Genomic DNA, 21,310 nt, shown 5'->3' with positions numbered 1-21,310 from the left:
TAAGCATTTGGTAACGTTTTAGCAAGGTACCTTAGCTCAGTTGGTAGAGCAATGGACTGAAAATCCATGTGTCCCTGGTTCGATTCCTGGAGGTACCACAAAAAAGAGCCCCGTTACACGCGGGGTTTTGTTTTTAATGAATTCTATTTTACCGGTACCTTAGCTCAGTTGGTAGAGCAATGGACTGAAAATCCATGTGTCCCTGGTTCGATTCCTGGAGGTACCACGTTAAAAGCCTGCTACACAGCAGGCTTTTTTGTTTTTACAATGTTCCCAATCTTAGGCCAGAAAACAAGCAACAGCGCAAACAGCACAAAGCACACAACAGCTGCAATGTTTGTCTGGATTATAAAAGCATGGATTGCAGCGGGTGCCACAACAGATTTTGTGCGCAAAGCCGCAAAAGTCAGTATAAACGAAAACACCACACAAAACGCCATAAACACCCAAAAGCCCCCATACTGGTTAAAATCGGCAAAAATAAGCAGGTGCCAAAACGCCCATAACACTCCTGACACCATACTCTTAACCACATAGTGCACATTACCCAGGGCATCTATAACCCAACCGCGCCAGGCATATTCTTCCATAATATTATATACAAAGGCCAGGAAACAAAACAGTAATGCCCACAGGTGCGGGTTTATACCGTGCGCATTATTTATACCCACTACCCCATACACAGTAAATAACACAAGGGGAAATAACAGGCTTTTGAGCTTCTCACTACCCAAAAGGGTTATACTTTGCGCAATACCGCCAAACCTGTAAAACAAAAATGCCAGTAACGCCACTGCTATGCCGTGGTTGTAGTTAAACGAAAAAGGGATATCGCTAATGTTTTGCAGCAACAGGTTCAGCACATTAACTTGCTTACGGGCAATATAGGTAAGCACCAAGGCAAGCACATAAAACAATAAAAGCCGCACGAGTTTTTTAGGCAGATTCATGTAAGAATGTTTTTACAGCACAATATAGCACACCACTTATATATACAAAAGACCATGACTAAATATTTGCATTTTATTTCAAAAGATACAGACTTGCACAACCAGTTATATAATTAATTACTTTTATTGTTATGTCTTTTTTTGAAAAGACAGGTATTGTTGCCCCCGGCAGCAGGTTGCGGCTGTTAACCGCCCGGCTTACTGAAGACGCAGTAAACACTTATGCCCCGTTACTTCTTATCCTGAATTTCACAAAAACCATAGCAAGCAGTAAACATACCAATGCAAAATGCTATTGCCATACTAATCCAATCGCTTTAAAATTAACGCCCGTAGCCTTTCTTCGTGCTCATCTCCCCAACTCCCTATTGTAGCAATTACCGGAATGAGTGTCTTTCCAAAATCGGTAAGGCTATATTCTACTTTAGGAGGCACAACAGGATAAATAATCTTCGAGACAAGCTCATGGTCTTCCAATTCCTTTAGCTGCATATTTAAAACCCTGCGGGAAGCATCGGGTATTTTGCGCTGTAGTTCGCTTGGGCGCTTATGCCCCTGATCGATAAACCAAAGCAAACGTATCTTCCACTTGCCATATAGCACTTCTCCTATCAGGTCAAGGCCACAATTAAGGTTGGGTATTGTTTTTCTCTCATACATATTACAAAATTAAATCTATATGCCTATTTGTGCAATAGGGGAATAATTTATCCCTATATGAATCGTAACTCCGTACTTGTGAGGAACTAACGTACTCCCGAGATTTGTACAAAGAAATTTAAATACAAGTACACAATGGATTATAATAATGAACTATCAGGCAAAATTGCCTTAGTAACAGGAGGCACAAAAGGAACCGGAAAAGCAATTGCAGAAAGGCTGCTTCAGGCAGGTGCAACAGTAATTATTACCGCCCGGAACTTTCCGGAAGAGGAAAACAGCAAGCTGCATTTTATCCCTTCTGATTTGAGTAAAGCAGAAGATACACAAAAACTGGTTAACGAAGTACTTTCCATTTACAGGAGACTGGATATCCTGGTAAACAACCTGGGTTCTTCAACAACACCTGCCGGCGGCTTTAACGCGTTAAGTGATGAAGACTGGGCATCTACCCTACAGGCCAATTTACTGGCCCCTGTCAGGCTGGATAGGGCATTTTTACCACAAATGATAGAGAGAAAAAGTGGTGTTATAATACACATAGCGTCTATTCAGGGCAAATTACCCCTGTATGATTCTACCCTGCCGTATGCCGCTGCTAAAGCAGCATTGAGAAACTACAGCAAAAGCCTGTCTAATGAAGTTACACCAAAAGGCGTGCGCGTACTGGCAGTTTCGCCGGGATGGATAAACACATCAGCTTCAAAGGCCTTTTTAGGCGAAATTGCAAGAAACGCAAACAGCACTGTGGAAGAAGCACAACAAAGCGTAATGAACGCATTGGGCGGAATACCATACGGCAGGCCTGCCGAGCCGGAAGAAGTAGCTGAGCTTGTAGGCTTCCTTGTTTCTCCAAGAGCAAACTACCTGACAGGGACCGAATATGTAATTGATGGCGGTACAGTACCAACAATCTAATAATCTTTAAAACAATAACAACATGAACTTACCAAAAGTAGTAACGGACCTTATTAAATCACAGAACGAATTTGATGCCGTGACCTATGCCAGTTTGTTTTCGGAAACAGCCGTAGTGTTTGACGAAGGTAAAACACATACAGGAAGACCTGAAATAGAGCAATGGATTGACCACTCAAACAAGAACTATCAATCAAAAATGGAACCGCTGGAGTATACTGAAAACGGCACAGCAAGTATCCTGACGGCAGAATGTTCAGGCACATTTCCCGGAAGCCCTATTGTATTAAAATTTCATTTTGAAATTGTTGACGGGCAAATACAGCAACTAAAAGTAACAGACTAACAAAACAAAGAGAGCGGCTGGTTTTCAGCTACTCTCTTTAGTTGTATTAATTATAGCTAAAACGTAATTACAATTAAAGAAAATGTTACCATGTTGTGCGCCATAACTCCCTGAGTATTACATAATATTTAATCTTTTGCAAAAGCATTTGCTTTACAAGCAATTAGCATTACCTTTGCGCGCATTTTAGCGCCGCCTTAAACCGTGGCCTCACCCAAAAAAAGAGAGAAAACATGAGCATGAAAAAAATTGTTGAGTACCGCACACTACTCAACGTTACTAAAGACGCCACGCTTAAGGAGCTGAAAACCATTTACCGCAACAGCATGAAAGACCATCACCCGGACACGATTGCTGATGATGCCGAACGCCTTGCTGCCGAAGAACGCAGTACTGCCATTATTGAGGCTTACCACTTTTTAGTGAGCGTAGCACCCGAAACCCTTGAAAAAACCAAGGAGGCTTACACTGCCACTACCAGCACACAGCCGCTTACCGAGTTTTATTATGACAAGGGCGTGCTGTTTATGAACTTTGCCGATGGTGCCGAATATGAATATTTTGGCGTACCTAAGAACATTTATGTTAAGATGATTAATGCCGACTCTCCTGCACGTTTTGCCAAGCGCAACATACACGGTGCTTACCTGTACCGCAGCGCCAGCAAAATTGTAGCTGAATAATATAACAAACCCTGCCAAGTGCAGGGTTTTGTGTTTTTAGTTTTTTTCTGCCGCTTCCGCCAAAAGCTTTTGTGTTTTTTTGGCCTGCTGTTTCTCTGAAAGCCTGTCAAAATATTCGAGAAACTGAATATCAAACCCGATATTTATGTACTTATAGTAAAACAAATCCTGAAAAGACTTTTGTGACATTAAAGGCACACCAAGGCTAATGTTTAGGTCAAGGGCATTGCTAAAGGTAATGCCTGCACCGACCCCTGCCATTGGAAAATCAAACTCTTTGTCAGTTTTAGCGTTTACAACATTATATAGAATCCCTGATCCATAAGCTAATAGATGTATATTACTTATTAGTGGTTCATGAGGTGGTGTTTTTTTTACATATACATTATCACCGTACGCATAGGTTTCTCCAGGGTTACGCGTGTAATAGAAAGCCCAGTCCCACAGTTTCCACTTCACTCCTATTTTTTCGCTCACAAAAGAAAGATTGGCAACAGTATTGTCTTTCAGTGGAACATTGTGCTGAAAGTAAGCATTATTAAGACCTACCGTAAAGTTAAATTCTATTGCTTTATGCTGATAAGGCTTTACACGCTGCAATCTTACAATAAAACTTTCTATATTAAATTCCAGCACTTCTTTACCATTTTTATCTTTATCGGTAACGCTGTAATCTTTTACAAAAGACACCACTGTGCTTAGCGCATTGGTTATATTATTACTTGGAAAAATATAACCTATTCCTTCTATAAGCTTAATATAATCTGATATTGTTGATGCCTTATCAAATTCGTATAATTTCGCAGCAAGCAGCATAAAATCATCTATCTTTCCGTCTTTAAGCTTAAAAACATCATCTTTATCAAGCAGTACAGAGGCAATGCGTGCACTAGCCAAATCAATCTCTTCAAGTAAATTAATATATTCTAAAGATGTGTAGCCCTGCTTTTTTATTAAAGGCATAAATTCGCCGTAAAACGTATACAGTATATCCGCCATTATTTCCTTATCATTATCCATATCAATTACCTGTTTTGACGCCCTGTCAAAATAATAATACATTTGTGTCAAGTTGTTGATCTCTGTTTTACCTAATGTATCATTAGCATGCACATTTATTCTTTCTTCGAGCAATTTATGAGTGATATCCTTTAAATCACTAAAACTTTTGGAGAGGCTGTAAGAATTGGCTGTTGTATTTTCATCAGTGTATTCAAAGGGTCTTGCTTTGTTTCCTGTTTTTTCATTTAACCCCCTTTTATTAAACACTGCCAGCTTATCATTCCTAAAGCTAAAATGTTCAACCACGTAGTTAACCAAGCCTATATAATTTGTAATCTCTCCGAGTCTTTCTTTCATATCCCTGGAAAGATTTTCAGAAAGTATATCATATTCAGCATCCTCGGGCGCATAAATTTTAGGATTTTTATAGCGGTTTAGATATTCATAAGTGTCAGAATAAGAAATTTGCATTAAACCCAATTCTTTTAATTTTACATCCTGACGTATAGTTTCTGCAGCCATGTCTATCAACAAAGCCAGAAGTTCTACCCTGTAACTATCTTTGTCTGCTATTCCTTCCTTCGTATTATTTTTATCTTCTCTTTTTTTTAAAAAATTGGACAAACTTACTTTTCCCATATCTTTAGCATCTAAAGTAACTTTATAGACTTTGCATAAATGATTAAAATCATTTATGCTTTCAGTATCCAGGTTATTAAGATAATATTCTAAAAAAGCAATTGCAAACACCAAATTAACAGTGTTTTCCATAATTTTTTTAGTACGTAGTGACTGGTCGCTTTCAAGTAAAAGTTCTTTTACAACATTGTTTGTAAAACTATAAATAGCACCCCCAGCCGGCTCAACCTTAGCCAAAAACACATTTTGAATAGCTTTGATTTTAAGCTCTTTTTGCTTTTCAGCTATAATTTCCATGATAAGCTTAGCATCAAGGGTTCCTTTGGTAAACGTTAAATTATCTAAGCCAACCTGTAATGTAGGCGCCTTGGCTTTTAAATCTGTTTGAGAATATGCATTAAAGGCGCATAATAATAGTAAGAGTAAAATCTTCCTCATAATTGTTTGATTTATTGGTTCTTATAAAGTTGCCAAATATCGCGCAGATAGTAAATACCTAACAAAGGGTATTTATTGTGATGCTGTTTTAGCTTCCATTTAAGAAGTTTTGGACTTACCTTTGGGCTATGAACGAACTACACCTTGAAACCAGCCCCTACCTGCTGCAACACGCCGCCAACCCCATATACTGGAAGGCGTGGAACCCTGCCAGCCTGGCCCTTGCCAAAGAGCAAAACAAGCTGATTGTGGTAAGCCTGGGCTATTCGGCATGCCACTGGTGCCACGTTATGGAGCACGAAAGCTTTGAAGACCAGGAGGTGGCCGATGTAATGAATGCCCATTACATATCTATAAAAGTAGACCGCGAGGAGCGCCCCGATGTTGATGCCACTTACATGAAAGCGGTACAGCTCATGACCGGGCAGGGAGGATGGCCCATGAACGTGGTATTGCTACCTGACGGAAGGCCGGTTTGGGGTGGCACGTACTTCAGGAAACAACAATGGACAGAAGCATTAAACCAGCTTCAGGATTTATTCATTTCGGACAGGGACAAGATGGAGGATTATGCATCTAAACTTTTGGAGGGGATAAAGCACGTTGGTTTGTCAATTTCAAACTCCGAAAGTGAAATATTAGACCCTTTTCACATAAAACCGATAGTGGAAAAGTGGGCAAAAAGTTTCGACTGGGACTATGGCGGCCATGCCCGTGCACCCAAGTTTATGATGCCCAACAACTACCTGTTCCTGCAACGCTATGGCTACCAAACCAAAACACAACAACTACTTGATTTTGTAGACCTTACCCTTACCCGCATGGCGTGGGGCGGGCTGTTTGATACTGTGGGCGGCGGGTTTTCGCGTTATTCAGTTGATTTAGAGTGGCATATACCCCATTTTGAAAAGATGCTGTATGACAATGGCCAGCTTATGAGCCTGTATGCAGAAGCCTACAAACGCACGCAAAACCCTCTATACAAAGAAGTTATAGAGAAGACGCACTTTTTTGTTGAGTCGGAACTCACCACACCTGAAGGGGCTTTTTACAGCGCCTGGGATGCCGATAGCCTTAACCGCCTGGCTGAGCTGGAAGAAGGCGCCTTTTACAGCTGGGAAAAACAGGAGCTAAAAGATTTATTAGGCGCTGATTTTGAGTTGTTTGCACAGGTTTTCAATATCAATGAGTTTGGTTTTTGGGAAGACGGCCGGTACGTGCTCATCCAAAATGAAGAACTGAACACAATTGCTAAACAACACAATATCAGCCCTGAAGAGTTAAAAACCAAGAAGCAGGACTGGGAACAGTTGCTATATACCGAACGCAATAAACGACCAAAGCCAAGGCTTGATGACAAGGCGCTTACATCATGGAACGCCCTGATGCTCAAAGGCTATGCCGATGCTTACAAGGCGCTGGGCGATGAAAAGTATTTGCAAACAGCTCTTAAAAATGCTGAGTTTATTACCACGAAACTCTGGCATCCTGACGGTTACCTTTGGCGCACTTACAAAAATGGTACAGCTAAGATTCAGGGCTTCTTAGAAGACTATGCGCTTACAACTGAGGCACTTACCGCATTATATGAAGCCACCTTTAACGAAAAATGGCTGCTAAACGCCAGGCAATTAACTGATTACTGTCTGGAGCATTTTTACGACAGCCAAAAAATGTTCTTCAGCTACACGGCAAACAACGCAGAAACCCTTGTAGCACAACACTTTGAAACCGAAGATAATGTTATCCCGGCCTCAAACTCGGTTATGGCAAATGTGTTGTACAAGCTCAGCATACTGTTTGATAACGTTCATTATGAGAAGGTTGCCCTTCAAATGCTGCACCAGATTATCCCTAATATGGATTATCCTTCGGCATTTAGCAACTGGCTTAACCTTTGGCTTGACTTATCATCTGATAATAAAGAACTTGCAGTATGCGGCCCTGATGCAAAAACTGCTGTTGCGGCCGTTAACAGGCACTACCTTCCCCATGTTATTATTGCCGGCAGCACTAAAGAATCTTTAGTGCCTTTTTTACAAAACAGGTTTGACCCAAATAGCCTATTGTTTTATGTGTGCCAAAACAAAGCCTGCCAACTGCCGCAAAACAATATAAATGAAACACTTAATGAATTAAAAATCAAATAAATGAACGAAGAAACAAAATTAGAGTACTACATTGGCCAGTTTACAGATGGATTAATAGGTTACGTACCTAACCTTATTAAAGCTGTACTTATATTACTTTTCGGGTTAGTTATAATCAAGATAATCAGGAGAGTAATAACAGGTATTGTTACCAAAAAACCCGAACACGACCCCACCCTGCTTAAGTTTATACTTGATGTAGCTACCTGGACCCTAAGGGGTTTCATATTTGTGAGCATTATTGGAGCATTAGGAGTAGACACCGCAACGTTTGCCGCAGCCATAGCCGCAGCAGGCCTTGCCATTGGCCTGTCATTACAGGGGTCGCTAAGCAATTTTGCCGGTGGATTGCTCATAATTATGTTTAAACCTTTCCGCATAGGCGATTTTATTGAGGCTCAGGGCCAAATGGGTACCGTAAACAGCATACAGATATTCAGCACCAAGCTTATAACCCCTACTAACCAGGTGGTGTACCTGCCCAACGGCACACTAAGTAACAACACCATTAAAAACTTTAGCCAGGAGCTCCTGCGCCGCGCAGATATTTTAATTGGTGTAGGCTATAACAGCAACATGGAGCAGGTTAAAAACGTAATTTTCAGCACCATAAAAAACACTGAATTAATTCTACAGGAACCGGCACCACTTATTGAAGTGCGCAACCTTGGCGAAAATTCTGTAGACTTAATGGTCATGATTTGGTGTGAAAGGGCTAATTATGGCAAGATGGTATCTGAGTTTTACCAAAACATAAAAGCAGGGTTTGATGCTGCGGGTATAGAAATACCTTTCCCTCAGAGAGAAATAAATATTAAAAATAATGGCAACTTATTACAATAAAACAACATATTAATCCGTTAAGTATGGCATGTTTTTTGTTAAATTTATTAATACTTGTTTATCATTGCTTCCAAAGCAACTAATTATTAATATATTTGATGCCTAATATTTTCTATTAAATACCAAAAAAAAAGATGAAACGATTTAACTTACTCTACAGCTCATTGTTTGCCCTTGCAGCATTTCCTGCAGTAGCGCAGATTAACCAGACACCAATACACAGTAACGGTAACCAGATTTTTACTACAGCCGAGGAAAAGCTTAAAACTGAAGGCTCAATGTACTATCAGGAAAATTATATGCCTGCAAAAATTGAGGGTACAGATGAAATTGTACTGCTTCGTTACAATGCTTACCTTGACCAGTTTGAGATAAATAACCAACAAGAACAAACGCAGGGAGTTATTGCCAAAGAAGCTGATAAGGATATTACATTCTCCGGTGGCGATACTTTTGCTTACGTTCAGTATAAAGATGATAAAGGCCAGCAGGTTAATGGCTATCTTGAGGTAATTAACAACGGCCCAAAAGTAAAAATATTTAAAAGCCAGAAAATATACCTTCAACCGGGCAAGCCATCAAGAAACAGCTACCAAAGCGCAAAGGCACCTGTACTGAAACAAGCTGACGCTGAACTCTTCATACAACTGCCAAACAGCACCCAGGCTGTACCATTTGACGGTAAAAAAGACTTAGCCAAAGTGGTAGGTAAAGAAAAAGAAGTACTTGATTATATTAAGCAAAACAAGCTTGATGTAGAAAAAGATACTGACCTGCAAAAGCTTGCAACTTATGTTGAAACAATAATATAACTATTTACCTGCAATAAAATTTTTAAGGTAAAAAGGTTCAAAATAAGCGACATCTACAGTGTCGCTTATTTTGTATTTATTAAATGACAATGCTGACATTTCTTTTGCAGAAGGATATACTACAGCATCATGATATACATATTTTTCTCCAACCAATATAGGCTTGCATTTAGCTGCTCCATCTCCTAATAAATGAATTGGCCCTTCTAAAGCATCATAAATGTTTTCTTCTATAATTTCTGCCTTTACAGGCTCTAAAAGCTTGTAATCAGCCGAAAATACTGCTGTGTATGCCTCCATCCTCCTTGCATCAATCATAGGCATTATTATACCTGAATCTATTTTAACAGCATGGGCTAACACCTCTGTAGTATCTATCGCAACCATAGGCATATTAAGTGCATAACAAAGCCCCTTTGCCGCCGAAACACCAATTCTTAAACCGGTGTACGATCCGGGGCCTTTGCTTACCGCTATAGCGCTTAAATCATTTAATGATATGCCTGCTTCGCCCAGGGCCTCTTCTATAAAAATATGCAGCTTTTCGGCATGGGCATACCCCTCACCCGCAAACTCTTTAAGCGAAACCGTTATCCCGTCTTTTGCCACAGATACTGAGCAGTTTTTGGTAGCTGTTTCAAGATTTAATATATATGCCATTATTTCGAAGCGGCTGTAGCCTTTTCTTTCACTTTATCATTAGGGTTCAGGTCTTTACTTACAGTAGTAAACGGCCCGGTTATAACCTTATCACCTTTTTTAAGGCCGGTTATAATTTCAATATTTGTATCATCCTGAATACCTGTACTTACCGGCCTTAATACTGCCTTACCGTTTTCTACAATAAACACACATTCGTGTTTTTCAACACTTTTGCCGGTTTTCTTTTCCTGTTCTTTCTCTTCCAGCTCTTTAACTACATCTTTTTTAGCAGCTAACGTGTCTGATTTTACCACTACAGCACTAATAGGCACTGCAATAATGTTTTCTTTTCTTGTAGTGATAATATCTACAGTAGCCGTCATACCAGGCCTGAACGGCGAATAGCTTGCCGGCTTATCTTTAATCATATCAGCATACGATTCTTCAAGAATACGCACCTTAACCTTAAAATTAGTTACCTGGTCTGTAGTCTGGCTGTCGCTTGCTGAGTTAGAAATACTGGTTACCTCGCCCTTAAATTTCTTTTTAAGGTAAGCATCCACCTCAATATCAGCCTGGTCGCCTATTTTTACTTTTACAATATCATTTTCCGGAACATCAACCTCTACCTCCATATTGTTCAGGTTGGCTACACGAAGAATCTCAGTACCCGTCATTTGCTGTGTACCCACTACCCTTTCGCCCAGCTCGGCATCAAGCTTGCTTATAGTACCGTCTACCGGAGAATATATAGTAGTACGGTTAAGGTTGTCCTGCGCCTCGGTTACTGATGCACCCGCGCTTTTAACCTGGAAATAAGCCGATTGCTTTTGCGCCTGGGCAGACTCATAAGTTGAAACTATCTTATCCCACTCTGATTTAGAGATTACACCTTTTTCAAAAAGCGCTTTATTGCGTTCATAGTTGGCCTTGGCTTCTTTAAGTGTAGCCTCTGCCTGGCTTAAACCTGCTTTAGATGTAGAAAGGGCAGCAGCATTTCGGCTCACACCACTTTCATACAGGTCAGGGTTAATGCGCACCAGCAGGTCGCCTTTTTTAATGGCCTGTCCTTCTTTTACAGGAAGCGCTATAATTTCTCCCGAAACTTCAGATGATATTTTTACCTCTACTTCAGGCTGAATTTTGCCTGTAGCCGTTACGGTTTCGGTTATGGTAATTTGTTTTACAACGGCAGTCTCTACTTCTTTCCCTTCGTCATTATTGCCAATAGTTCCCGTTTTTTTCAGGACAACAAGAAGTATAACCACTAAAACGGCACCTCCAAGTAAATAATAAATTGTTTTTTTAGACATGATTACTGTTTTTGAAATATTGGTAAGCCAAAGTAAAACTCAAGTATTTTTACCCTGAAAATAAACTCGTATTTAGAACGCACTACTTCGCTTTGTGCATTTACAGATAGTGTTTGTGCCTGGTTCAGCTCAAACACGTTAATAAGCCCCACGCCATAGCGTTCTTTAGCATAGTTAAGCGAAAGCGCCCTTGCCTCAGCAGCTGATACAGCAGCATCATATGCCTTTAGTGCTCCCTGCGCATCTGTAAAGGCCTGATAAATGGTGCGCTCAAGGTCAAGCTCCTGTTGCTCAAAAGCAAGCTTAGAACGCTCAAGCGATATTTTGGCACGCTCAACATTATTGCGTGTAGCAAAACCGTTTAATATTGGTATATTAAGCTGAAAACCAAAGTTATGGCCCTTGTTATCCCAAATCTGGTTCCAGAATGGCGGCGGGCTTTGGGTAATAGGCAATCCCGCTTCGTTAAAAGTAACATAGTCGGCATACGTAACCCTGGTGTTAAGGCTGTAAAAACCACTAAGCGTAGGCTGGTATGCTCCACGGGCAATCTTTACATCCTGTTCGGCCACATCAAGGTTAGCCTGTGCCAGCTTTATTTCAGTACGTTGCTCGCGGGCCTTTTTATAGATGGCATCGGGTGTTTGTAAAAACACTTCACTGTCTTCCATATTATACTCTTCATCGGCAACATCAAAATTGGTATAATCATCCAGCTGTAGCAGCTGAGCAAGGCTCAACTTACTAATAAGCAGTGTGTTTTCTGCCTGAACCACACGCTGCCTGTCAGTTGCCACGGTAGCCTCTATATCCATAAGGTCACCACGCGGAATCTGCCCGCCTTCAAGTAACTGCTTAGAACGCTCTGCCTGCTCAAGGTCTATTTGCAGCTGTTGCTGCTGTACTTTCAGGTTTTCTTTATTGAAAAGGACATCCAAAAAAGCATTAGCCACGTTAAGGCCAATATCATCCTTCATTTTCTGAAGCTGGTACTGCCCGGCAATAATGGCCATTTTAGACCTGCGCATCTGCATTTGGTTTTGCAGGCCTTTGTAAATATCTACCTGTGTACTAAACCCTGCCGTAGTAAACTGGGTAGTTTGCTGCTGGCTGATACCGGTTATGGGGTTGGGGTTAAGACCTATATTCCAGGAATGGCTGCCGCTAAAATTAGCAGAAGGTAAAAAATTACCCAACGCATCGGTTTTTGTAACCTCAGTAGTTTTAAGGTCGAGCTCGCTTTGGCGCACAGAAATGTTGTTTTTAAAAGCATATTCAACACATTCCTGAAGCGTCCATTTCTTAACCTGCGCATTTGCCGCAAGGGCCATGCAAAGCGCAAGTGCTATATAAAGTGGTTTTCTCATAATGTTACCATAAGAGATGGCGTAAACAAAATTATTAAAAATATCGTGCAGCCCAAATGGCTTTGCACTTTATTAGTCGACCAAGTGTTAAAATTGTTACAAAATACAGCTACATTTGTGCGCGAAAAAACAAGCAAGAACATCAATGAAAAAAATAATCGCCTTACTTTCAGTAACAGGCACCCTTTTAACCGGATGCAGCTCTGCAAAACGCATAGAAGCCCTAAAGCCCGAAGCCGGAAATACTACCGATGTGGTGTATGACGCCACAACATCATTCATAAACCTACCCGTTACCATTGCAGTTGCCGATATAGAAACCCAGGTTAACAAACTGTTTAGCGGCCTTATGTTTGAAGACAAAAAGCTGGAAGACGATGATATTGCCATGAAAGTATGGAAAACAGCCCCGTTTAAATTTAGCGAGCAAAACGGCAAGCTGGTTTCGGTTGTACCTATTAAGGTAAATGCAAAAGTACGCTATGGTACCACAGCCCTGGGTGTAGATATGTATGACACCCGCGAGTTTGACCTGAACGCCACCATAACCTTTAGCAGCAAAATAGCGCTCAGCAACTGGAAGCTAAATACCACCACCACCATTCAGTCACTGGAGTGGAACGAAAGCCCCACCGTATCTATTGCCGGTAAAAAAATGGCTATTACCTACCTGATTAACCCGGCTATAAAAATGTTTAAGTCGCGCATTGAAGACGAACTTGATCAAGCCATAAGCCAAACCCTTGACTTTAAGCCACAGGTGCTGGATGCCGTTGCCAAAGTAAGCGAACCCGTTCTTGCAAACGAACAGTACCAAACCTGGTTTAAAATTGTTCCGCAGGAACTGTATGTAACCGATGCTGTGCTTGCAAAAAAGCAAATTACCATGAAAATGGGCCTTAAGTGCAACATGGAAACCATGGTAGGCCAAAAGCCCAAAAACACATTTAAGAAAGATGCCCTTGTACTAAAAGCAGTTAAAACCATGCCCGACAAGGTAGACGTATCGGTCGCTGCGGTTAGTACATTCCAGAATGCATCGGCAGTTATAACAAAAAACTTTCAGGGACAGGAGTTTGCATCAGGAAGCCGAAAAGTGGTAGTACAAAAGGTAGACCTGTGGAGCAAAGACAACAAAATGATTGTTGCCCTACAACTTACCGGCAGCCTTAACGGCACCATTTATCTTACCGGATACCCTAATTACAACGCCGTTACCCAGGAAATTTATTTTGACCAGATGGATTATGTACTCGATACTAAAAGTGTACTGATGCGCACCGCGAACTGGTTTGCGGAAGGCTTTATCCTTAAAAAGATACAGGAAAACTGCCGCTACTCTATAAAAGGCAACCTTGACGAAGGCAAGAAAAGCATTGAAAAATACCTGGCCAACTACTCCCCCATGCCAGGTATTTATATAAACGGCAAGCTTGAGAAGTTTGATTTTGAAAAGGTACAAATAACCAACAACGCCATTATAGCCTTTATAAAAGGCACCGGCACCGTAGACCTTAAAGTAGACGGTATGAAATAGTAAAAAAGGCGCTCAGTGAGCGCCTTTTTTTGTTTATGATTCAGCCTCAGCAAGAGGCTTTTTCTTTTTAGTGTACAGCCTGTAAATGGCAAATCCTACTACACCCACAAGCAGGTATGGAAATATCATAAGGTACACAATACCGTCGTTTACGGCTTCGGCCTGTCCGGTATCGCCACCGGTTTCAAGGGCAGCACGGCACATGGCACACTGGGCATTAGCCTGCACAGAAAGCAACAGCAGGAGCCCTGCAAAAATAATATGTTTTAAGCTTCGCATTAGTGGTTGTAATAAGGGGAAATCATTAAATATACTATTACACCGGTAACCGCCACATACAGCCACATTGGGTACGTTATACGTGCCAGTTTTTTGTGGCGCACAAAGCTTTTAGAAAGCGCCCTTACATAAGTAAACAATACAAATGGTATAATAATAACCGACAGCGATATGTGTGTTATAAGGATAAAGAAATACACATAACGTATAATACCCTCACCACCATAAGGCGTAGAATCAGCCGTCATGTGGTAAGCCACATACATAGCCAGGAATGACACCGAAAGCCCAATAGCAAACTTCATAAGGTTTTCATGCAGCTTTTGCTTTCCGTTTTTAATAGCCCATACTGCCGACATCAGTACCACAGCCGTTAGGCCGTTTATTGTTGCATATATAGGCGGCAGGAAACTTAGCGGCTTAACATCATACCCCAGCTTGCGCAGGTTAACACCAAACAGCAGCGCTACCACAAGGGGTATAGCCACTGAAAGGATTACAATCCAAACGTTATATTTTTTCTCTATGTTCTGAGCAGTAGTATCCATTTATTCGTCAAGTAGTTTTTTTATATCTTCTTTTAAAGCATCAACACCCGGTTTGTACTTACCCTGCGGATCTTCCTCCATACCATCGGTATCGGCATAATTAAGGCCCGAGTAATACATTATTGGGTTTCCGGTTTCATCCACTCGGCATCTTATATTCCCGTCCTTATCAATCAGGGCATAATTTCCGCTGTGTTCAAATCCACCGGCAGCCTCCTGATTTTGCCCGGCAAATAGCTTAAACCCATCGTTAGACAATTTGTGGATGTAGTCTTTATCTCCGGTTAAAAAGTTCCAATTCTCGCTGGTTATGCCCAGTTCTTTTTTGTGATTTTTCAATACAGCCGGTGTATCATATTCCGGATTAATGGTGATAGATGCCACACCAAAATCACGCTGGCCTGCAAATTGTTTTTGCACCTCTACCAGGTTTTTATTCATTATAGGGCAAATAGACGGGCAAGTAGAAAAGAAAAACTCAAGTACATAAACCTTGCCTTTATAAAAATCCTGGTTTACAGTAACACCGTCCTGATTGATAAGTGTAAACTTGGGCGCCACACCCAGTGTATACAGACCCGAATCTTTTTCACCGCCCTTAACGTTAAGACGGTCGTTTTGCACTACGGTGCCATTGCTTAACCTGTTAATTATTTTAGGAACGAAGATAATCCCGAACACTAAAATGATAAATGTTATGCCTATGTATGATTTATTCTTCATTATATTTCGCGTTTATTAGGCCCGTTGCGGCGCAATGCCAGGCGGTATTCCCTAAGTACAATCTTTAAATCATCGGTCATTTCATTACTAAGCTCAGATGGTGATAAAGAATTGTAGCAGTCTTTATATTCTTCAACCCCGGCCTTGTTTTTACCTTTGCGGCCGCGCAGCGCCTTTTTCTTATCTATTATAAAAAGGTTGCCGCTTCCGCCATCTTCGGCCAATGGCTCAACCACATTTAATGACACATAAAATTTTTTGATGTCTTCCGGCTTTGCAAATAAAAATTTCCAGTTGGTTATATCTGCCATTGATTTCAGCTTTTCAGAAACCTCTGCCACCTCTGCCTCTTTACCTTCAGGAACCAACATTACCATCTGAAAATCTTCAAAATCCCTGTACTTGGCATTAAGCTTCTGGTTAATATTAAAAATATTCTCCCTTCTTGCCAGCACATCATTTCCCAAAAAACCAACAATACTTATTTTTTCTTTTAGCTGCAATGGTTTATCATTGGCCGTTTTGCCTTTAGGCAGGTCTGCCACCTCTTTAGTGACTATAGGCAGGAAGAGCGAATTGTGTTTTACCATCGAAAAATACACATAAAGCATTAGCGGAAATGCAAGTAAAAACAAGAGCACTATTTTTCGTTTCATAAGGCAAAATCAAATACGGTACAAAATTAAAAAAGGCGGTTGAAAAAACCGCCTTTTTTATGAATTATGTGTTGTTAGAAAATCCACTTATATTGAGAATTGTGAAACACGTCAAAAACATAGTTACCTTCTATTAGTAATATTACTACAAGGTAAATAATCAGGAACACCAGCGGTGCTACTATTGACCACCTTAAGCTGGCTTTTTCGCCTTCAAGGTGCATAAACGCCCACATAATGTAGTACGCTTTTACAATAGTAAGGATAATGAATATCCAGTTAAGAAGGCTTAACCTGAAAAGGTCGCTCATGAAAAGGAAATCAGGCTTAACAATACCTAATGCTACCTCTACAATTGTTATTACAGAAAGCAGGCCGAAAACGGTCCAGATTCTTTTAGTATTAGATTCGTGAGTATGTGCTCCCATTTTGATAACTTTTTATATAATTAAACAAGGTAGAAGAAGGTAAATACAAATACCCATACAAGGTCTACAAAGTGCCAGTACAAACCTACTTTCTCTACCATTTCATAACTCCTGCGTTTCTCATAAGTACCTACAAGCACGTTAAGGAATATGATAATGTTAATGATTACACCAGAGAATACGTGGAAACCGTGGAAACCTGTAATAAAGAAGAAGAAGTCTGCAAACAGCCTGTGGCCATATTCATTGTGCGTAAGGTTAGCACCTTCTACCACAAGGGCAGCACTTTCCATTGCTTTTTCAGACTCAGCCCTGTTAAGTACGGTCTTCTTTTTGTCTTTAATTATTTCAGTCCTTACAAGAACGTTAGGATGTGTTTTAAAGCCCTCGGCAACTTCGGCTACAGAGTAGCTTGTACGTGTAGGGGCATCCTGAAACCATATACCGTTACTTTTTCTTTTCTGAATTTCTTCTGTTGGAAGGTGCACAGCAAAATCAGCAAGCGCTACCCTTTTACCGGTTTCTGCATCTACAAACTGTAGTATTGCACCACCTTTGGTTTCTATAGCACCAAACTCACCTTTTATGAAGTTTTTCCATTCCCAGGCCTGAGAACCCACGAATATTAAACCACCCACAATGGTAAGCGCCATATAAATAGCAACTTTAGTCTTTTTTAGCTGATGGCCGGCATCAACAGCAAGCACCATGGTAACTGATGAGAAAATAAGGATAAAGGTCATTAACGCCACATAATACATTGGCGCTTCTTTGCCATGCATAAACGGGAAGTGGGTAAACACCTCATCTGCAATAGGCCAAATTTCTATGAATTTAAACCTTGAAAATCCATAAGCGGCAAGAAATCCTGAGAAAGTTAAAGCATCGGATACGATGAAAAACCACATCATCATTTTGCCATAGCTTGCTCCCATAGGCTCGTTTCCGCCATCCCATGTTTTGCCAGTAGTAACGGCTGTTGTAGTAACTGTCGCTGCCATATAACGATATTAAGTTAAAAAGTTTTCAAATGTACATTTTTTTCTATTAATAGAAATAGAAAAACAGAAACAAATATACCCACAAAACATCGAGAAAGTGCCAAAACATTGCACCTAACTCTAATCCAAGGGTTTGAGAAGGGGTGTATTTTTGTTTAAAATGATTATAAATTACAACCAGCAGCACAAGCAGCCCTGCAAACAGGTGCGCAAGGTGCGCCACCACTATAACATACAGGAAAGATGTGGTTACTGTACTGTTGCTTCCGGTAAAGTAATACCCCCCGCTAACAATCTGGTCAAAGCCATAAAACTGCAACGCAACAAACGCTGCACCAAGGCCTAAAGTTGTTAAAAGCAATGCCGTTGCATTACTCCTGTTATTTTGCTGAATAGCTTTTTTAGCCAGGTAAAATGTAATACTACTGATTACTATTACAACAGTACTAAGCAGGAATGCATTTGGCAACTCAAAGTCTTTAATCCAGTCTCTGCGCTTGCTGCTTACCACATAGGCACTGGTAAGACCGGCAAACGTCATAAACATACTTACCATAGCAAACCACATAAGCATTTTTTTAGAACGCGCAGTGCGCTCATTATGCTCTTCAACACTCATTTTAACCTGCTGTGCCATCATTACCTTAAAAATTTATCAATAACATATATTACCTGAAGCAGCGATATATAAGAAACACTTACCAGCATTAGCTTTTTTGCCGTTTGCGCGTCCATTTTCTTATACAGCTTTATTGCCGCCATTAGCATCCATACTCCCAGCAACAATACTATCGCCGCAGCATAAATACTTATTTTAAACTGGCCCGTGTAGCCCGCCACCGGAAGCAAAGATGCTACTATAAGCCATATTGTATACAAAATAATCTGAATTGCGGTTTTTTTATCTTTTTTGCCTGTAGGCAACATAAAGAACCCGCCTTTTTTATAATCATCAAATAAAAACCAGCCAATAGCCCAAAAGTGCGGAAACTGCCAGAAAAACTGAATCAGGAACAGCGTACCCGCCTCTATATCAAAACGGCCCACGGCTGCCACCCACCCCAGCATAAACGGTATGGCACCCGGAAAAGCACCTACAAATACCGAAAGGGGGGTTTTAGTTTTAAGGGGAGTATAGACACTTACATATAAAAAGATAGATATAGCCCCAAACATAGCTGTTTTAGGGTTTATACTATACAATATTGCAAGGCCGGCAATGGTTAAAACTGCACCAAGTGCAAATGCGCCTTTAACCGTTACTTTACCCGCAGGGATAGGACGGTTTTTTGTCCTGTCCATAAGGGCATCAAGGTCTTTTTCTATAATCTGGTTAAAAACATTGCTGGCACCTACCATACAGTAGCCGCCCACAGCCAAAAGAAAAAGCGTTAACCAGCTAAAAGGGTGTTCATCTGAAAAACCAAGTAAGTATCCTGCAACCGAAGAAAAAACAACACTTATAGCAAGCCTTGCTTTTGTTATGGCTACAAAATCAGCAAACAGCGAACGTGCAGAAACCTCGTTATGTGAAGCTTTTAAAGTAATTTTCATTGAATTTTAGAAACTGGCGCAAAGATAACCCAAAAAAAGCGTTTCGGCAAAGCATTAATTCTTAAAAGCTTTAACCAAAAAGTATATATTTTTTTACACCCCTACGCAACCTTTCATTTTTTTATGCGTCTATTATAAAATCACACTCATAAAGGTGTTATTGATTGTTGCTATAAAAAAGAAAAATTCCTTTAAACTTGCTATGAAAAAGGATGCCTCTCCCGAAAGGGGGAGGTTTTTTATTTAGTAACCACCCGATGTGGTTTCTCCATCTACAATTTGCTTTGCAGCCGATGTGCCTATACGCATTACACCAAAGTTAACCATTGCAACAGCCTCTTCATAATTCCTTACCCCACCTGCTGCTTTTACAGATAGCGGACCCGAATTATCGAGCATTACTTTAATCGCTTCAGGCGTGGCTCCATTTGGTTTACCACCTTCGGTTTTATAAAAACCTGTAGATGATTTTACAAATATTTTTTGATAATCGGCTTCCTTAAAATTTGCCAACACAACATCACGAATCAATACAGTAAGGCCTGCAATCTGATCATTATTTAGTGCCGCAACTTCAATAATCCACTTTACTACCTTTCCCTCATTAAGACCTAAAGCAGTACACTGTTTAACCTGTGCTGCAACAACATCAGCTTTACCGTTTATAAAAGCTGTATAGTTAACTACAAAATCAAGTTCATCAACCCCATTATTTATTGCCTCTGCCGCCTCTGTCATTTTTAATTCTACCGGAGCGTTTCCGTCAGGAAAATCTATAACAGTACCCACAAGCACGTTGCTGTTAGCGTTATCAATTATATTTCTTGACAACCCAACCATATCCGGCCTTACCATTACCAGCTTATAACTTTGTTCAACAGCCTCCTGCACAAAACGGGTTAAAATTTCCCGGTTTTGCTTGGCAGTAACACCAGCCTGTTCTGCTGTTTTTAAATAAGTAGCATCTAAATATTTCCTGATATCCATGTTATAAAAATAAGTAATCCCGGCCAAAACCGGGATTACTATTATTTCTTTTTTGAGAGTTTATCTTTAAGCCACATAAACAATACAGCCCCTGCACTGCCCGATGTATTAGCAATTACATCACCAATATCTGCACTACGGTCTTCAGTTAAAAACTCCTGGCAGGCTTCAATTATAGCACCAAATGAAAAGGCAAAAGCAAAAACAATTAAACGTATTTTAAATGAATTTCCGTTTTTGCTTTTAAGAAAAAAGCACCACAATATAGTAAAGATAAAGTAGAAGGTAAAATGAACATATTTATCTGCCGATCCAATATCTGCAGCCCCCTCAAACGTTTTAATACTTACGAGGCAACAAATAGATATAACTACTGTCCAAAATATCGCTGCCCAAAAGTATTTATTATGCACCTATAAGTTCTTTATATTGTTCGCTATCTAAAAGTTCACTAATTTCAGCCTCATTACTGATTTTTACCTTTACCATCCAGCCTTCGCCATAAGCATCGCTGTTTACAAGTTCAGGATTGGTTTCAAGCGCCTCGTTAAATTCAACTATCTCGCCTGATAATGGCAAAAACAGGTCAGATACCGTTTTAACCGCTTCTACAGTTCCAAACACCTCGTCTTTATCAAGAGTCTGGTCAAGGGTTTCAACCTCTACATATACAATATCACCAAGTTCTTTCTGGGCAAAATCTGTAATGCCTACAATGGCTGTGTCGCCTTCAATCTTAACCCACTCGTGGTCTTTGGTGTACTTTAAATCAGCAGGAATATTCATGTTTGTTGTTGTTTTTGGCAAATGTATGTTTTATCCTAATATCTCAAA

At 40.4% G+C, this 21,310-nt stretch carries 24 protein-coding genes and 2 tRNA genes; 9 read left to right on the top strand and 17 right to left on the bottom strand.

Annotated features, from left to right (window positions below; translation table 11 throughout):
* The first annotated feature begins 25 nt into the window (after window positions 1-25).
* Window positions 26-98 (top strand) — tRNA-Phe (locus AM279_RS17875).
* Between the two features lie 55 nt (window positions 99-153).
* Window positions 154-226 (top strand) — tRNA-Phe (locus tag AM279_RS17870).
* A gap of 13 nt (window positions 227-239) precedes the next feature.
* On the opposite strand, the gene AM279_RS17865 is transcribed toward AM279_RS17870, so the two are convergent.
* Both AM279_RS17865 and AM279_RS17860 read right to left on the bottom strand, forming a co-directional pair.
* On the bottom strand, window positions 240-950 hold the full coding sequence (locus tag AM279_RS17865; RefSeq protein WP_054409411.1) for a CPBP family intramembrane glutamic endopeptidase: 711 nt from the start codon (window positions 948-950) through the stop codon (window positions 240-242).
* Window positions 951-1,253: 303 nt separating this feature from the next.
* Window positions 1,254-1,610 carry a winged helix-turn-helix transcriptional regulator gene (locus tag AM279_RS17860; protein ID WP_054409410.1) on the bottom strand — a complete coding sequence of 119 codons (357 nt, stop codon included), beginning with the start codon at window positions 1,608-1,610 and terminating at the stop codon, window positions 1,254-1,256.
* A gap of 135 nt (window positions 1,611-1,745) precedes the next feature.
* Here AM279_RS17860 and AM279_RS17855 point away from each other — a divergent pair, with 135 nt between their 5' ends.
* From AM279_RS17855 to AM279_RS17845, 3 genes are all read left to right on the top strand, one after another.
* On the top strand, window positions 1,746-2,528 hold the full coding sequence (locus tag AM279_RS17855) for an SDR family oxidoreductase (RefSeq protein ID WP_054409409.1): 783 nt from the start codon (window positions 1,746-1,748) through the stop codon (window positions 2,526-2,528).
* Between the two features lie 22 nt (window positions 2,529-2,550).
* Window positions 2,551-2,874: a nuclear transport factor 2 family protein gene (locus AM279_RS17850; RefSeq protein WP_054409408.1), complete on the top strand. Its 324-nt coding sequence runs from the start codon at window positions 2,551-2,553 to the stop codon at window positions 2,872-2,874.
* Window positions 2,875-3,113: 239 nt separating this feature from the next.
* On the top strand, window positions 3,114-3,557 hold the full coding sequence (locus tag AM279_RS17845; RefSeq protein ID WP_054410407.1) for a KTSC domain-containing protein: 444 nt from the start codon (window positions 3,114-3,116) through the stop codon (window positions 3,555-3,557).
* Between the two features lie 36 nt (window positions 3,558-3,593).
* Here AM279_RS17845 and AM279_RS17840 read toward each other — a convergent pair whose 3' ends face one another.
* Window positions 3,594-5,636: a hypothetical protein gene (locus AM279_RS17840; protein WP_054409407.1), complete on the bottom strand. Its 2,043-nt coding sequence runs from the start codon at window positions 5,634-5,636 to the stop codon at window positions 3,594-3,596.
* A 128-nt stretch (window positions 5,637-5,764) separates the two neighbouring features.
* Between AM279_RS17840 and AM279_RS17835 the strand changes: the two genes are divergently transcribed.
* From AM279_RS17835 to AM279_RS17825, 3 genes are all read left to right on the top strand, one after another.
* Complete coding sequence (locus AM279_RS17835) at window positions 5,765-7,786, top strand: thioredoxin domain-containing protein (protein WP_054409406.1); 2,022 nt, start codon at window positions 5,765-5,767, stop codon at window positions 7,784-7,786.
* The gene (locus AM279_RS17830) at window positions 7,787-8,629 is read left to right on the top strand and encodes a mechanosensitive ion channel family protein (RefSeq protein WP_054409405.1); all 843 of its coding nucleotides are present in this window, start codon (window positions 7,787-7,789) and stop codon (window positions 8,627-8,629) included.
* Between the two features lie 134 nt (window positions 8,630-8,763).
* Complete coding sequence (locus AM279_RS17825) at window positions 8,764-9,441, top strand: hypothetical protein (protein WP_054409404.1); 678 nt, start codon at window positions 8,764-8,766, stop codon at window positions 9,439-9,441.
* Here AM279_RS17825 and tsaB read toward each other — a convergent pair whose 3' ends face one another.
* From tsaB to AM279_RS17810, 3 genes are read right to left on the bottom strand one after another with little or no spacing between them, the layout of a single operon-like run.
* A complete protein-coding gene (tsaB, locus tag AM279_RS17820; RefSeq protein WP_054409403.1) occupies window positions 9,442-10,101 on the bottom strand; it encodes a tRNA (adenosine(37)-N6)-threonylcarbamoyltransferase complex dimerization subunit type 1 TsaB in 660 nt (219 codons plus the stop codon).
* Window positions 10,101-11,396, bottom strand: a complete 1,296-nt coding sequence (locus AM279_RS17815; RefSeq protein ID WP_054409402.1) for an efflux RND transporter periplasmic adaptor subunit — start codon at window positions 11,394-11,396, stop codon at window positions 10,101-10,103. The genes tsaB and AM279_RS17815 overlap by 1 nt, the downstream gene beginning before the upstream one ends.
* A 2-nt stretch (window positions 11,397-11,398) precedes the next feature.
* Entirely contained in the window at window positions 11,399-12,763 is a 1,365-nt protein-coding gene (locus AM279_RS17810; protein WP_054409401.1) for a TolC family protein, read from the bottom strand.
* Between the two features lie 145 nt (window positions 12,764-12,908).
* On the opposite strand from AM279_RS17810, the gene AM279_RS17805 reads away from it, so the two are divergent.
* A complete protein-coding gene (locus AM279_RS17805; protein WP_054409400.1) occupies window positions 12,909-14,300 on the top strand; it encodes a DUF4403 family protein in 1,392 nt (463 codons plus the stop codon).
* A gap of 33 nt (window positions 14,301-14,333) precedes the next feature.
* Here AM279_RS17805 and AM279_RS17800 read toward each other — a convergent pair whose 3' ends face one another.
* The 11 genes from AM279_RS17800 to gcvH form a co-directional block, all read right to left on the bottom strand.
* Window positions 14,334-14,579, bottom strand: a complete 246-nt coding sequence (locus AM279_RS17800; RefSeq protein WP_054409399.1) for a hypothetical protein — start codon at window positions 14,577-14,579, stop codon at window positions 14,334-14,336.
* Window positions 14,579-15,127: a DUF420 domain-containing protein gene (locus tag AM279_RS17795; RefSeq protein WP_054409398.1), complete on the bottom strand. Its 549-nt coding sequence runs from the start codon at window positions 15,125-15,127 to the stop codon at window positions 14,579-14,581. The genes AM279_RS17800 and AM279_RS17795 overlap by 1 nt, the downstream gene beginning before the upstream one ends.
* Window positions 15,128-15,853, bottom strand: coding sequence for an SCO family protein (locus AM279_RS17790; protein WP_054409397.1), 726 nt, complete (start codon window positions 15,851-15,853; stop codon window positions 15,128-15,130).
* Window positions 15,850-16,506, bottom strand: coding sequence for a hypothetical protein (locus AM279_RS17785; protein ID WP_054409396.1), 657 nt, complete (start codon window positions 16,504-16,506; stop codon window positions 15,850-15,852). The genes AM279_RS17790 and AM279_RS17785 overlap by 4 nt, the downstream gene beginning before the upstream one ends.
* Window positions 16,507-16,580: 74 nt before the next feature.
* The gene (locus tag AM279_RS17780) at window positions 16,581-16,934 is read right to left on the bottom strand and encodes a cytochrome C oxidase subunit IV family protein (RefSeq protein WP_054409395.1); all 354 of its coding nucleotides are present in this window, start codon (window positions 16,932-16,934) and stop codon (window positions 16,581-16,583) included.
* 20 nt (window positions 16,935-16,954) lie between these two features.
* The gene (locus AM279_RS17775) at window positions 16,955-17,935 is read right to left on the bottom strand and encodes a cytochrome c oxidase subunit 3 (RefSeq protein ID WP_054409394.1); all 981 of its coding nucleotides are present in this window, start codon (window positions 17,933-17,935) and stop codon (window positions 16,955-16,957) included.
* A gap of 46 nt (window positions 17,936-17,981) precedes the next feature.
* A complete protein-coding gene (locus tag AM279_RS17770) occupies window positions 17,982-18,575 on the bottom strand; it encodes a cytochrome c oxidase subunit 3 (RefSeq protein ID WP_236688529.1) in 594 nt (197 codons plus the stop codon).
* Window positions 18,575-19,489 (bottom strand): heme o synthase, encoded by a 915-nt coding sequence (cyoE, locus tag AM279_RS17765; RefSeq protein ID WP_054409393.1) that lies wholly within the window; start codon window positions 19,487-19,489, stop codon window positions 18,575-18,577. The genes AM279_RS17770 and cyoE overlap by 1 nt, the downstream gene beginning before the upstream one ends.
* 243 nt (window positions 19,490-19,732) lie before the next feature.
* Window positions 19,733-20,476: a deoxyribose-phosphate aldolase gene (gene deoC, locus AM279_RS17760; protein WP_054409392.1), complete on the bottom strand. Its 744-nt coding sequence runs from the start codon at window positions 20,474-20,476 to the stop codon at window positions 19,733-19,735.
* Between the two features lie 41 nt (window positions 20,477-20,517).
* Window positions 20,518-20,889 carry a VanZ family protein gene (locus AM279_RS17755; RefSeq protein ID WP_074961388.1) on the bottom strand — a complete coding sequence of 124 codons (372 nt, stop codon included), beginning with the start codon at window positions 20,887-20,889 and terminating at the stop codon, window positions 20,518-20,520.
* Window positions 20,882-21,262: a glycine cleavage system protein GcvH gene (gene gcvH, locus AM279_RS17750; protein ID WP_054409390.1), complete on the bottom strand. Its 381-nt coding sequence runs from the start codon at window positions 21,260-21,262 to the stop codon at window positions 20,882-20,884. Before gcvH ends, AM279_RS17755 begins: the two co-directional genes overlap by 8 nt.
* Window positions 21,263-21,310: the final 48 nt, after the last annotated feature.

Source organism: Flavobacterium akiainvivens (assembly GCF_001278115.1).
Taxonomy (GTDB): domain Bacteria; phylum Bacteroidota; class Bacteroidia; order Flavobacteriales; family Flavobacteriaceae; genus Flavobacterium; species Flavobacterium akiainvivens.
This window is presented reverse-complemented; position numbering and strand designations above follow the sequence as displayed.

What these genes read in the sequence shown, in the direction of transcription:
- AM279_RS17785 (WP_054409396.1), bottom strand. Translation starts at nt 16,506, where the DNA reads ATGAAACGAAAAATAGTGCTCTTGTTTTTACTTGCATTTCCGCTAATG.
- gcvH (WP_054409390.1), bottom strand. Translation starts at nt 21,262, where the DNA reads ATGAATATTCCTGCTGATTTAAAGTACACCAAAGACCACGAGTGGGTT.
- AM279_RS17780 (WP_054409395.1), bottom strand. Translation starts at nt 16,934, where the DNA reads ATGGGAGCACATACTCACGAATCTAATACTAAAAGAATCTGGACCGTT.
- AM279_RS17795 (WP_054409398.1), bottom strand. Translation starts at nt 15,127, where the DNA reads ATGGATACTACTGCTCAGAACATAGAGAAAAAATATAACGTTTGGATT.
- AM279_RS17800 (WP_054409399.1), bottom strand. Translation starts at nt 14,579, where the DNA reads ATGCGAAGCTTAAAACATATTATTTTTGCAGGGCTCCTGCTGTTGCTT.
- AM279_RS17855 (WP_054409409.1), top strand. Translation starts at nt 1,746, where the DNA reads ATGGATTATAATAATGAACTATCAGGCAAAATTGCCTTAGTAACAGGA.
- cyoE (WP_054409393.1), bottom strand. Translation starts at nt 19,489, where the DNA reads ATGAAAATTACTTTAAAAGCTTCACATAACGAGGTTTCTGCACGTTCG.
- AM279_RS17850 (WP_054409408.1), top strand. Translation starts at nt 2,551, where the DNA reads ATGAACTTACCAAAAGTAGTAACGGACCTTATTAAATCACAGAACGAA.
- AM279_RS17830 (WP_054409405.1), top strand. Translation starts at nt 7,787, where the DNA reads ATGAACGAAGAAACAAAATTAGAGTACTACATTGGCCAGTTTACAGAT.
- AM279_RS17775 (WP_054409394.1), bottom strand. Translation starts at nt 17,935, where the DNA reads ATGGCAGCGACAGTTACTACAACAGCCGTTACTACTGGCAAAACATGG.
- AM279_RS17815 (WP_054409402.1), bottom strand. Translation starts at nt 11,396, where the DNA reads ATGTCTAAAAAAACAATTTATTATTTACTTGGAGGTGCCGTTTTAGTG.
- AM279_RS17835 (WP_054409406.1), top strand. Translation starts at nt 5,765, where the DNA reads ATGAACGAACTACACCTTGAAACCAGCCCCTACCTGCTGCAACACGCC.
- AM279_RS17860 (WP_054409410.1), bottom strand. Translation starts at nt 1,610, where the DNA reads ATGTATGAGAGAAAAACAATACCCAACCTTAATTGTGGCCTTGACCTG.
- deoC (WP_054409392.1), bottom strand. Translation starts at nt 20,476, where the DNA reads ATGGATATCAGGAAATATTTAGATGCTACTTATTTAAAAACAGCAGAA.
- AM279_RS17805 (WP_054409400.1), top strand. Translation starts at nt 12,909, where the DNA reads ATGAAAAAAATAATCGCCTTACTTTCAGTAACAGGCACCCTTTTAACC.
- AM279_RS17825 (WP_054409404.1), top strand. Translation starts at nt 8,764, where the DNA reads ATGAAACGATTTAACTTACTCTACAGCTCATTGTTTGCCCTTGCAGCA.
- AM279_RS17840 (WP_054409407.1), bottom strand. Translation starts at nt 5,636, where the DNA reads ATGAGGAAGATTTTACTCTTACTATTATTATGCGCCTTTAATGCATAT.
- AM279_RS17810 (WP_054409401.1), bottom strand. Translation starts at nt 12,763, where the DNA reads ATGAGAAAACCACTTTATATAGCACTTGCGCTTTGCATGGCCCTTGCG.
- AM279_RS17770 (WP_236688529.1), bottom strand. Translation starts at nt 18,575, where the DNA reads ATGATGGCACAGCAGGTTAAAATGAGTGTTGAAGAGCATAATGAGCGC.
- AM279_RS17865 (WP_054409411.1), bottom strand. Translation starts at nt 950, where the DNA reads ATGAATCTGCCTAAAAAACTCGTGCGGCTTTTATTGTTTTATGTGCTT.
- tsaB (WP_054409403.1), bottom strand. Translation starts at nt 10,101, where the DNA reads ATGGCATATATATTAAATCTTGAAACAGCTACCAAAAACTGCTCAGTA.
- AM279_RS17845 (WP_054410407.1), top strand. Translation starts at nt 3,114, where the DNA reads ATGAAAAAAATTGTTGAGTACCGCACACTACTCAACGTTACTAAAGAC.